This is a genomic window from uncultured Clostridium sp. (assembly GCF_947072515.1).
GTDB lineage: Bacteria > Bacillota > Clostridia > Clostridiales > Clostridiaceae > Clostridium.
Map to the genome: position 1 here is coordinate 1 of NZ_CAMTIG010000082.1, position 11762 is coordinate 11762.

General features: G+C 26.8%; 12 protein-coding genes, 1 tRNA gene and 1 pseudogene. 4 read left to right on the top strand and 10 right to left on the bottom strand.

Features of this window, described 5'->3' with window-relative positions; all coding sequences use genetic code 11:
• Positions 1-55: 55 nt before the first annotated feature.
• Positions 56-757, top strand: a pseudogene (locus Q0W06_RS17820) (transposase); the annotation flags it as partial.
• Between the two features lie 177 nt (positions 758-934).
• Here the strand turns inward: Q0W06_RS17820 and Q0W06_RS17825 are convergent.
• From Q0W06_RS17825 to Q0W06_RS17870, 10 genes are all read right to left on the bottom strand, one after another.
• Complete coding sequence (locus Q0W06_RS17825; RefSeq protein ID WP_297638940.1) at positions 935-1129, bottom strand: (2Fe-2S)-binding protein; 195 nt, start codon at positions 1127-1129, stop codon at positions 935-937.
• 88 nt (positions 1130-1217) lie between these two features.
• Entirely contained in the window at positions 1218-2336 is a 1119-nt protein-coding gene (locus Q0W06_RS17830) for a heavy metal-binding domain-containing protein (RefSeq protein ID WP_297638942.1), read from the bottom strand.
• A gap of 31 nt (positions 2337-2367) precedes the next feature.
• The gene (pssE, locus tag Q0W06_RS17835) at positions 2368-2829 is read right to left on the bottom strand and encodes a PssE/Cps14G family polysaccharide biosynthesis glycosyltransferase (protein ID WP_297638945.1); all 462 of its coding nucleotides are present in this window, start codon (positions 2827-2829) and stop codon (positions 2368-2370) included.
• Entirely contained in the window at positions 2829-3299 is a 471-nt protein-coding gene (gene pssD, locus Q0W06_RS17840; RefSeq protein ID WP_297638947.1) for a PssD/Cps14F family polysaccharide biosynthesis glycosyltransferase, read from the bottom strand. Before pssD ends, pssE begins: the two co-directional genes overlap by 1 nt.
• Positions 3300-3310: 11 nt before the next feature.
• The gene (locus Q0W06_RS17845; protein WP_297638991.1) at positions 3311-4456 is read right to left on the bottom strand and encodes a CDP-glycerol glycerophosphotransferase family protein; all 1146 of its coding nucleotides are present in this window, start codon (positions 4454-4456) and stop codon (positions 3311-3313) included.
• Positions 4457-4536: 80 nt separating this feature from the next.
• Positions 4537-5556 carry a zinc-binding dehydrogenase gene (locus Q0W06_RS17850; protein WP_297638994.1) on the bottom strand — a complete coding sequence of 340 codons (1020 nt, stop codon included), beginning with the start codon at positions 5554-5556 and terminating at the stop codon, positions 4537-4539.
• Positions 5546-6268 (bottom strand): 2-C-methyl-D-erythritol 4-phosphate cytidylyltransferase, encoded by a 723-nt coding sequence (locus Q0W06_RS17855; RefSeq protein ID WP_297638997.1) that lies wholly within the window; start codon positions 6266-6268, stop codon positions 5546-5548. Before Q0W06_RS17855 ends, Q0W06_RS17850 begins: the two co-directional genes overlap by 11 nt.
• Before the next feature lie 124 nt (positions 6269-6392).
• Complete coding sequence (locus Q0W06_RS17860) at positions 6393-7574, bottom strand: glycosyltransferase family 2 protein (protein ID WP_297639000.1); 1182 nt, start codon at positions 7572-7574, stop codon at positions 6393-6395.
• Positions 7575-7691: 117 nt separating this feature from the next.
• Positions 7692-7766 (bottom strand) — tRNA-Arg (locus Q0W06_RS17865).
• 155 nt (positions 7767-7921) lie between these two features.
• Positions 7922-8764, bottom strand: a complete 843-nt coding sequence (locus Q0W06_RS17870) for a DUF1189 domain-containing protein (protein ID WP_297639003.1) — start codon at positions 8762-8764, stop codon at positions 7922-7924.
• 164 nt (positions 8765-8928) lie between these two features.
• Here Q0W06_RS17870 and Q0W06_RS17875 point away from each other — a divergent pair, with 164 nt between their 5' ends.
• The 3 genes from Q0W06_RS17875 to Q0W06_RS17885 all read left to right on the top strand — a co-directional run bounded on the left by Q0W06_RS17875 (position 8929) and on the right by Q0W06_RS17885 (position 11718).
• On the top strand, positions 8929-9747 hold the full coding sequence (locus tag Q0W06_RS17875; protein ID WP_297639006.1) for a hypothetical protein: 819 nt from the start codon (positions 8929-8931) through the stop codon (positions 9745-9747).
• Positions 9748-9806: 59 nt separating this feature from the next.
• Complete coding sequence (locus Q0W06_RS17880; RefSeq protein WP_297639009.1) at positions 9807-11138, top strand: CCA tRNA nucleotidyltransferase; 1332 nt, start codon at positions 9807-9809, stop codon at positions 11136-11138.
• Between the two features lie 430 nt (positions 11139-11568).
• Positions 11569-11718, top strand: coding sequence for a hypothetical protein (locus Q0W06_RS17885; protein WP_297639012.1), 150 nt, complete (start codon positions 11569-11571; stop codon positions 11716-11718).
• The last annotated feature ends 44 nt before the right edge of the window (positions 11719-11762 follow it).

The following is an 11762-nucleotide window of genomic DNA, read 5'->3' on the forward strand; positions in this document are numbered from 1 at the left end:
GCTACAGCTTAGTATAGTTCGAATTTTAGTGTCCAGGATATTGACATAAATCCATGTTGGTGTTGATGTTTCAAATGAACGCTCTGATCAATTAACGCTAATTCCTTTCTTGGATAAATTAAAAGAAGGATTAAATGTTAAGTATGAGAATATTATTGCTGACGCAGGATACGAAAGTGAAGAAAATTATGAGTACTTAAAAAATAAAAAGCAAACCGCATATATTAAACCACAGATTTTTGAAAAATCTAAAAGTAAAAAATTTAAAAAGGATATAAGTAAAAGAGAAAATATGACTTACAATCAAGATGAAGATTTTTATATCTGTGCATTCGGTAAAAAATTAGTTCCAGTAGGTACTAAAGAGAGGCAGTCTAAATCAGGATTTGTATCTAAAGTGACAATTTATGAATGCTTTGAATGCGATGCATGTCCGTATAAAGATAAATGTACCAAAGCAAAGGGGAATAGAAGACTTTATGTATCAAAAAATTTTATTAAATATCGTGAAAAATCACGTTTAAATATATCGACCCCGAAAGGTAAACTTTTAAGAATGAATCGTTCAATTCAAGTTGAAGGTGCATTTGGAGTTTTAAAACAAGATTATTCTTTTAGGCGATTTTTACTTAGGGGAAAGAAAAATATAAAGATAGAATTTATGCTTTTATGTTTTGCATATGACATTAAAAAATTGTTTAATAAAACACTTCAAAAAAGAAATGGAATATTATTGCATAATATGAAAACAGCGTAATGGAATAATTTGTTACAAATAGAAGGGTGTCAACCCTTCTATTTGTGGTGTTTCAAAAAAAGTTTTTCCCAGAAAATTTCTACCGAAAATAGACTATCAGTTGTACTAATTGAAAAAAAAAGAAGCGTCTACGTAAATGATTAAAAATCATTTACGAGACAGCTCCTTTTCTAATTTTTATATATTTTCTTTTATTAATTCTTCAATCTGCTTTTTACATCTTAATCCTCTACAGATTCCAGTTCCAGCACCTGTTGCTTCTTTAACTTTTTCATAAGTATCCGCACCATTTTTTATTGCATTAATTATTGTTTCTTTATTTACATGCTTATGTACACATACCATGTCTTCATCTTTTGAAAATAATCCCATTTAAATCTCCTCCATAAAAAAAATTATATGTTTTCTTATATTACCATAATAAACTATATTTCTCTATAGATTTCAATTAAATTTAATTTTACTCTGAAAGTTGAATGCCGCAATTATTATAGAATGTTTGCTTATCACGAATAATTGCTTGAGCTGGTAATATTTCTGTTTTTGTTTTTACATTTGGATTTTTTCTAACAGCTGTTCCAAGTGCTAAAACTTCAAACATTCCTCCTGATAAGTGATAAAAACGTAAATCTAATCCAATCACATCATCTGCTCCACACTCTTCTGCTTGCTTTTTAAGATTTTGAATAGCATTTTCACGTGCATTATATATTACTTCTGTATATTCTGATATCTCACCTTTTTTAAATGATTTAAAAGCTGCAGACCACTGTCCTATTTTCCCCATTGAATAAACAGATGTTGATAATACTAAAGATACAGGTGAATATCCTAATGATGTAATATTCCAAAGTTCCTCTGCCGTTAAATCTGATGTAATAATTTCATTTGGATCAGAAGATAAAGGTGCCTCACTAGTTACAAAAGTTCCTACCATCTCCATTTCCTCAAATCCCATATAAGGTGTAAGGGATGTTTTTATTGATAAAATTGCATGATATCCTTCATTTCTTGCTTCTTCAATAAGTCTATTTAATGCAATATGTCTAGTTTTATTAAAAACATCTGATAACTCTTTAACTTCACCTTTTCCTAATGCACGCAATCCTGACATTACTCCACCAACTACTCCAAGGGAATAGATACATGTTCCCATTGCAAAGTCTTTAGGTGTGTATCCACTGTCCATCATGCACCATAACTCTTGCCCATCTGTTGACATTACCATAGGTTCACTTATAGTTTTCCCAGATTTATCATGAAAAGCAGATGCTGTTGCTAGAAATTCAATATTATTTGTGCCTGGTGTGTGTATTACTGATACAGACATATCAGTGGCACCATAAGCTCCAACTTCCTTTAATTCATCTTTCAATCTAGAAAGTGCTAATTCCTTACCATCATAAATAATTTTAGTTAAATCTTTTACTTCACCTTGAAAATTTTTATTTACAGACGTTTTAAAGTTTCTAAGTATTCCTAATGATTGATAAGTATTTCCAATAACTAAATCTCCTGGTGTTAAATTTAATTTATTTAAACACCACCACTCATTTCCTGTTATTTTACTTGCATTCATAATAGCACCTCTTCTTTTGTTATTTTTAAATTTATCCTATTACTTCTTCTATAAATCTTAATAGCTTGGTATTATCAAATTTATATGGTTTTAACTCTAAATTTTTATAATCTAAAACTGCATTTTGAAATTCTTCAAAAGTTGTGCAACTTACTATATATCCATCATTAGCTAACTTTTCACATATTTCTAACTGATGATCATCGTTATGCTCATTATATTTTTGTAATCTTGCCATCGTAATAACTTTTTTCTCTCTTTTTAATGCTCCAAGTATAGAACCTACCCCACCATGTGTTATAACTAAATCACACTTTTCCATAGTTTGATCAAATTCTGTAGGTGAAAGAAACTGCACAATTTTATATTTATCTGATTTAAACTCTGTATTTCCTGATTGTATTAAAACTTCTTCTGTTAAATCTAGCTTTTCTAGATACTCTAACATTCTTTTAAAACTTAATTCATGAGTTCCAAGTGTAACAAATATCATTAATATAACGCTCCTTTGTATACTGCATTTTCATAAACCTTCTCCATTTCAGGATGTTGAACTATAAATACATCTGCAATTTTATTAATCATTCTTCCTGACATACTTGTAGAATTTACTCTAGCAAAAGTTTCTATAAAAATTATTTTTTTCTTTAAAAACTTTCCTATATAACACATTGGAACAGCAGTATGTGCTCCTGTAGTCACAATAACATCTGGTCTTATTTTTGCATATAAAACTAAGGATTTTAAAATATTATATGGAAACTTAAACATATAACTAAACATATAATTTCTTGCTCCATAAACTAAATAACTTATTTTATTATTATATTTATCTTTAAGTTTTATTGTTGTATCTGTTTTTTCTGTTATTATATGATAATCATATTTCTCAAATAGTGGCTTAAGCTCCATAAGCTCTGATAAATGCCCACCTGTTGATGCTATGAAAAGTACTTTTTTCAAGCTAAATCACCTTACTTCTTTAAAATTATTTTATCAACTAGTCTCTCACTAGCCTTACCATCTGTATATTTAAAGAATTTATTTTTAAATTCCTTAATCTTTTCTATATCATAATTTCCTTTATTTAAAATATCGATAAGTTCATCTGTAGTCTTAACGATTGGTCCTGGAACTAATTCTTCAAAGTTATAATAAAAATCCCTATCATCTATATATTCTTCTAAGTCATCTGCATAGAAAATCATTGGTTTTTCTAAAAGTGCAAATTCAAATATAGTTGAAGAATAGTCTGTTATTAAAATATCTGTTATTAGGAGTATATTATTTATTGATTTATAATCAGACATATCTATAACTCTCTCGTCATTTCCTTTATATCTCCAAGTTACAAAAGGATGCATTTTTAATACTAATACAGTGTTTTCATCTAATGAATTCACTAACTTTTCTATATCAATATTAATTCCACCATTAGCATTACTTTGTCCAGTTCCTCTAAATGTTGGGGCATATAATATAACCCTTTTCTCTTTTAATTTAGGATATAAACTATATAGTTCCTTTTCAACTTCCACTTTCTTTTTTTCATCAAAAAACAAATCTGTTCTTGGTGCTCCTAATGGAACTATATTCTTTTCTGACATTCTAAATGCATCTGCATAATGTTTTGCTACCTCTTCAGAAGTTACTGTTACATAACTATAATTTGTATGAATAGGCACATATTTTATATATTCATTTCCGTTAGAATAATTTTCATCTATAGTGCTTAAAGCAAATTTTTTAAATGCTCCACATGCATGCCATACTTGAATAACTTCAGTTCCCTTTCTTAACTTATTCATTGCATATACTGGGAAGTAAAAATCATCAATTATAAAAAAACTAGATGTTGCTAAATAATATTCTGCCTTGCACATGTGAAGTAAATATTTTATATTTCCTATTACTCCTCCACCTGGTTTTTTATATAAAATCTTTATTTCTAAATTTAAATTTTCTTTTTTTATTTGTTCTAAAATATATTTATAGTTTCCTTCCATATAGTCTGGTCTATATGTTGCAAATACTACTCTTTTTTTCACACTAAAAATATGTGATAGTCCATATACTATTTTTAAAATATATTTTATTACAAACCTTTCTACTATCTTCAAAGTTCTATACCTCACTATATATTTTAGGGGGTTGCAAAACCTTAATTTCACAACACCCCTATTAATTATTCTTAACTATTTTAAATATTCCATTCTAATATAGTTTTAAATGGAGTAGTTAAATCATATTCAAATCCTTTTATGATATCAGCTACACATCTTACATCTATAACTGAAGATATAAGTTTTTGAAGTTGATTTTGAGCATCTGCGTGAGCTTCTAAAAAGTCTACTGCTTCTTGAAAATCTACTCTACCACTTCTACTACTACCAATTAAAGTTATTCCTTTTTCAAGTACCATTCTAGTATCTATAGGTACTGGACTTTCTGATACTCCAAGAAGACAAATACTTCCTTCTGGATTTATATAATCTATAATTTGATTTATTGCAGGTTCACAACCTTTTCCACCTACAGCTTCAAAAGCATGATCTACTTTAAACCCTTCTGGAATATCATCTATTTGATATGTTTCATCTACAAAAGAGAAGAAATTTAGTTTCTCTTCATTCTTTCCTAAAACAACTATTTTAGATTCAGGAAATTTTTTCTTCAATATTAATGCTGTTATAAAACCAACATTTCCATCTCCCCATACTCCTATAGTATCTCTTCTTTTATGAGCTTTTTTATCAAATCTATCTATTGAATGAACTGATACACTTATAAGTTCTAAGAAGGATGCCACATCATGATTTATATTATTATATTTTATGATACGGTCTCTTCCCATAAATACATATTGTTGTAAAAATCCATCAAAACCACTTGCTCTAAATTTGCTTGTCCTTAAATAGTTTTCGGCTATTATACCATCCTCTTGAGTAGGTGTGTTTGGGATCATAACTACTGTATCTCCATTTTTAAACTCACCTTTTGGATCATAAATAACTGTACCAACACCTTCATGTATAAGAGCCATTGGTAACTTTTCTTTTAAAGCTTTTTTTCCTCTAGTTCCTGTATAATATCTCTGATCAGCAGCACAAATAGAAAGTCTAGTTGGTCTTACTATAATTCCTTCACCATCTAAGTTTCTATCTTTAAATTCAACAACTATTTGCTTTGGTGCAATTAATCTATAAATCTTATTTATCATTTAAGTCATCCCTTAATAAAGCATTTGCTAATTTTAAATCATAAGGAGTCGTTATTTTCATATTGTAAACTTCACCTTGAACTAGCTTAACTTTTTTTCCTTTAACAACAAATATTTTAGCTGCATCAGTTAATATTTCTTTTTCTTCTTTACTTAAAGACGTATATAAATCTACAAGTTCTTTTATATTAAAACTTTGAGGTGTTTGCCCTTGATACATAAAATCTCTTCTTGGAATATCACTAATACATTCCCCATCTTTAGATTCTACTATTGTATCAAATGCTGGTACTACAGTATCACATGCCCCATATTCAATAGCCATATCTATATTCTCATTAATCATTCTATGATTTAAAAATGGTCTTACTGCATCATGTGTTACAATAACATCTTCCTCATTTATTCCATACTCTTTTTCTATAAATCTAATTCCACTCATTATGGATTCATTTCTATCTGTTCCACCCTCACAAACCTTAATCTTTTTAATTAAATCTTGTGGTATATATTTATTGATTAAGTCGCTTGTATGTTGTATCCATTGACCAGGTGTAGTTATTATTACTTTCTCAAATCTCGAATTTAATAAGAATATTTCTAGCGTATGTATTATTATTGGCTTTCCACCAATTTTTAAGAACTGCTTAGGCATTTCTGTATTTCCCATCCTAGTTCCTTTTCCACCTGCTAAAATTTCTGCATATATCATAATCTCACTCCTTTTACTACTTAGTTTTAATTTACTAAGCTTGTAATCAATTTTATCATATTTACAGATTATTTAAAATAAATGGAATTTATTTTATTTTAAGAAGCTCCTCTTAATCTAAACTCTAAACTTTAAATTTAACTCTTCTATAAATTTTCCCAAATATAGCTTTTGATTTTCCACCATTATATTTCAATCCATTAAATACTGATGTTAGATATAGTGGTTTTATACTATTTTTATTTTTCATTTTTATTGCTTTTTGTTTTAAAGATATTTTATTTGTATCTTTATATGCTGCATTTACTATCTCTATGTATATACCTTTTTCCGAAGAATTCAATGATTTATTTTCATGCATAAATCCATAAGTTAATATAGTTTCTAAAAACTTTGAGTTTTCTAAAACTTCTCTATCTGTTTTTTCTATCATTTTTTCAAATATTTTTAATCCATTTAATTTCTCTTCTTCGCTACCCTTAACAATTATATTCTTTAAAGGTGGCCATACATCAAACTTTAATAATCTCTCAAAATATTTAAGCATTAATGTTATTTTTTCATAATTACTCAAATCACTATTTTTTATGTTAGCTACAGTTATACTCCATGATTTATACACCTGTGAAATTACAAAACTTGAATTATTAACTATCTGTTTAGTTAAAGATCCTTCTGCCTCTTCTGGTCTTATTCTATAGTAATATGCCGTATAATTTGATGCATATATTTTTTTAGCTTTTAAATATGCTTCAATAATAAAAGCCTGATCTTCAGCATATTTCATTCCACTTGGAAATTTCATATTCTTTACTAACTCTCTTTTAAAAATCTTATTACAAGGCCCAAGAGTTAATAATAAATTATAATCCCTTTTTATTGTTTTTTCCCCATCTCCTAAGAAATGATTTGTCATAGGCCACTTATTTTTTCCATCATATTTATATGTTCCAAAAATCCCTATATCAGCTTTTGCACTCTTTACTGTTTCATATCTAAATTCTAAAGAATCCTTTGGTAAAATATCATCAGAGTCTACAAAAACTATGTACTCACCTTGAGCTTCTTCTAGTCCTTTATTTCTTGCTATACTCGGTCCTGAATTTTCTTGTTTTATAAGCTTTACATTCTCATGTAAACTTTCATAGTCCCTAAGTACTTCATATGTTCCATCAGTTGAACCATCATCAACTAATATTAATTCAAATTCTTTAAATGTCTGATTATATATAGATTCTAAAGTTTCCTTTATATAGTTTATAACGTTGTATGCTGGAATTATAATGCTTATTTTATATAAATTCATATACTCACATCCTAATCTTTTTTTCTTTTAGGTTAAATCTAATTAAATATATCTTTATAAAAATTATCTAAAAAAAAATTTCAAAAGTAAACTAATACTTTTGAAATTCAAACAATTTGGTAGGGCGTATAGGAATCGAACCCATAATATACCGTCCGTAGCGGTATGTTATATCCATTTAACTAACGCCCCATGTATACCTTATAACAAAGTTATATTATCACACTTACAAAAAATGTGCAAATTTATTTACTACCTAACCTTTGAATTTCCTTACTTAAATTCTTGTCAAAAATTCAGATTATAATACCATAAATTAAAAAGGAGTTGAATCAACTCCTTTTAATTTATAAAAATTTATTTATTCTATTATTTATTTTACCGCCACTCTTTTTTTGTCTTTTTACTAAATCATCTTTTATATGTTTTAATATGATAACAACATATATGGCTGTACCAAGCATTATTGGATATTGTAATGGTATGCTAGGATATAAAATGCTTATTGGTAATGAAATTAAGAATGGTACCGTTGCTGCGTATACAGATAAACTATATAATGCAGCTGGCTTAACCATCATTCCCATAATCATTGATGCTATTAATCCAACTATAGTAATAATTAAACTATCCATTATTAAATTTATAAATCTATTTATTACTTCAAATACAAATTGGAATATAAAATAGTATTTTTTCATTCCTTGTATTTTTCCTGTTAAACTTTGATTAGTTATTTCACCTGAATTAAATAACTTTTGGCTAATTGTATTATACGTAGCTGTTTGGCTTTGTCCAGCTAAGTTTAAGTCAATACCATTTTTTAATACTAAAACATTTGCTGTGTTATTACTTAAATCATTTAATACACTTTGTGCATCATCTAATGTTTTATTATCATTTATATATATACCAATTCCATTACTATTAAATTTATATGGTCCACCTGTTAAATCTAACGTGTTATCTTTAACTGTAAATCTATATTCTGGCTTGTTTATTTGTTGAATTGTAGTATTTAAATTTGTATTTAAACTAAAACTGTTATATATCCCAATAATCCCACCAAAAATCAAACTTATTAAAAATCCATATTTTATGGCCTTTCCAATTCCTTGATCTATGTATGCAGGAAATTTATCTAATCTATGTAAGCAATTTTTAAACTTAATAAAGAAATTATCTTTCATAGTCCTTCCTCCTTAAAATCTTCATATTTATATTTTAACCATCAAAACATATCTTATCATACTTAATTGAAATATTAAATTATTATGTTTACTTTTTTCTTTTTTCCTATGTTTATTTTTTCCTTTTTCTGTTAATACTTCTTAAAGAAGAGAGGTGATTTACCATGGAAAATCTAAACAATACAAGCCATGAAGAAAACTTACCAAAAGATAAAAAAGATAAATTAAATATAAAACTAATAACAATAACATTGTCATTATTACTTTTTATAGGTGCTTTATTTAGTTTTACAGCTTTATCTTATAAATCATTTTTAACAGAATTTAAAGGATATTTTGATAATGCACATTATAAAACTGCAACTAACTATGCTGTAACTAAAGGCAATATGAATATTTTAAAAGCTGTTAAATTAAATTCTGATTTAAGCAGCTATTTTAAAGATAAATTAAACACTGTTGCTGCTGATATAAATGCTAAAAAAATCTCTAGTGATGAAGCCCTAGTTGTAGTAAATGAAATCAATAGATATAACCTTTTAGATTCTGAAATAGATACTGTAGTTTCTGTTTTATCTAAGAATACTTCTAATGTAGTTTCAAGTGATAAAAACACTAATAATACTAATATTGAAGATAAAAATACTGCATCTAATGGAACATCTGCTAATGGATTAACTTTAGCTATTACTCAATTTAATCAAGGTAATTTTAAAGATGCATTAGAGAATTTTAAAAGTATTTCAAGTACTCATGAAGGGTATGAAACCGCTTTAAATTATATTCCTAAATGTAAGGAATCTCTTACAAAAGCTTTAATGACAGAAGTAGATTCTTTAGTTGCTGAACATTATTATAGTAAATCTATTGATTTATTAGAAAGCAATTTAACTATTTTAGATAATTCAAATGATCTTGTAGAAAAAATTACTGAATTAAAATCTGCTCGTGAAGAATATATAAAGGAAAGAGATAATAAATAGTATTCTCTTACTACCTCATTTATAATTATAAATGAGGTAGTTTTTTTAGGAGGATTTTTATGAACTTTAATATACCAAAAAAAGTTGATTTTATTATAAATACATTTTACGAAAATGGTTTTGAAGCCTTTCTTGTTGGCGGATGTATTCGCGATTTTCTTTTAGGAGCTGATCCTAAAGATTATGATATTGCCACATCTGCTACACCAGAGGAAACTATAAGTTTATTTGAAAAAACAATACCAACTGGGCTTCAACACGGAACTGTAACAGTACTAATAGACAGCGAAAGCTTTGAAGTTACTACTTATAGAACTGAATCAGAATATAAAGATAATAGACATCCGGAAAAAGTAACTTTTGTGAAAAATATAAAAGAGGACCTTTCAAGACGTGATTTAACTATAAATGCATTTGCATATAATAAAAAAGAAGGATTAATAGACTTTTTTAATGGAATGAATGATTTAAATAATAAAATTATACGATGTGTTGGAGATAGTAATCTACGTTTTAATGAAGATGCTTTACGAATGCTTAGAGCTATACGATTTTCCGCTAAATTAAATTTTAAAATTGAGGAAAAAACTTTACTTAGTATAGAAAAAAATAAGGATTTAATTAAAAATATAAGTGGTGAGAGAATTCGTGATGAGCTTTGTAAAATTCTTATCTCTGATAATTCACGTTTAGGATTAGAACTTCTTTTAAAAACAGGATTACTTTTAAATATAATTCCGGAATTTAAGTCTTCTATAGAATTTAATCAATATAATCATGAAGAAGATATTTTTAATCATACATTATCAGTAATTGAAAAGACTCCAAAAGTATTAAATATCCGTCTGGCAGCACTTTTTCATGCTATAGGAAAACCCCAAACTTTTACTATAGATGATAAAAATGTTCCACATTTTTATGGGTATAATATTAGAAGTGAAGAAATAGCACGTATAATTTTAAACAGACTTCGATTTGATAACAAACAGATTAAGGAAGTTACTACATTAATTCGGGAACATTTAAATACTTTAGATAATCCGAAATCTTTAAATATAAAGAGATTGATAAATAGAGTTTCAGTAGATTTTATTTATAATCTTTACGCTTTGCAAAAAGCGAAAATTTTATCTTTATCCGATTCAAGCGTAGCAATTCAAAAGCTTGAAAAAATGATTTTCTTAACAGATGAAATTTTAAATTCAAAACAACCACTTACAATAAAGGATTTAGATATTACCGGAAAAGATTTAATAATTGAATTTAAAGTTAAACCTGGAAAAAAAATCGGGGAAATTTTATCTTATCTTTTAGATTTAGTTTTAGATAATGAGTATTTAAATAAAAAAGAAACTCTGCTTTTTAAAGCAAAAGAGTTTCTCAATGAGTAATTCATTTGTAAAACTCTTCTTTATATAAAGAAGAGTTTTTTTAAAAATTTTTTTCGAGATTTTTAGCCTATTTTTCCCAATTATATAATAGTTTGCTTCTTATTCTCTTTAATAAATTGCATTTTTATAAATCCAATTAATAAACCTACTCCACATAATATCCCTATTGCATTAATTCCATATGCACCAAAATTAAATCCACAAATATATGCAATATTCTCTTTTCCTATAGGACTAATAGTTGAAATTATTCTATCTCAAAAAAGAATTTAAATCATTTTATTTATTGACAGTTAATTTAAAAAACTGCTATTATTTAGACATAATTATAACTTTTTATTCATATTTTATAAGATTTTGGAATTATGAGAAAAAATTATTATTGAAAGATGCTTTTTATTAGGTATCTTTAAAACTAAGAGGGTGAATTATGAGAAATTACAAAAATACACTAAAAAATAAAGTTGATTCATTTATAATTATCATAATAATGACAGTTAGTTTAATAGGTGTGAATATAATATTCAATATATTATTCAATGGTTATACTGAATCAAAACAAACCGCATTATGGTGTTAGTATAAAAAGGTGGACAGATTTAATCGAACTAAATAAAATAGTAT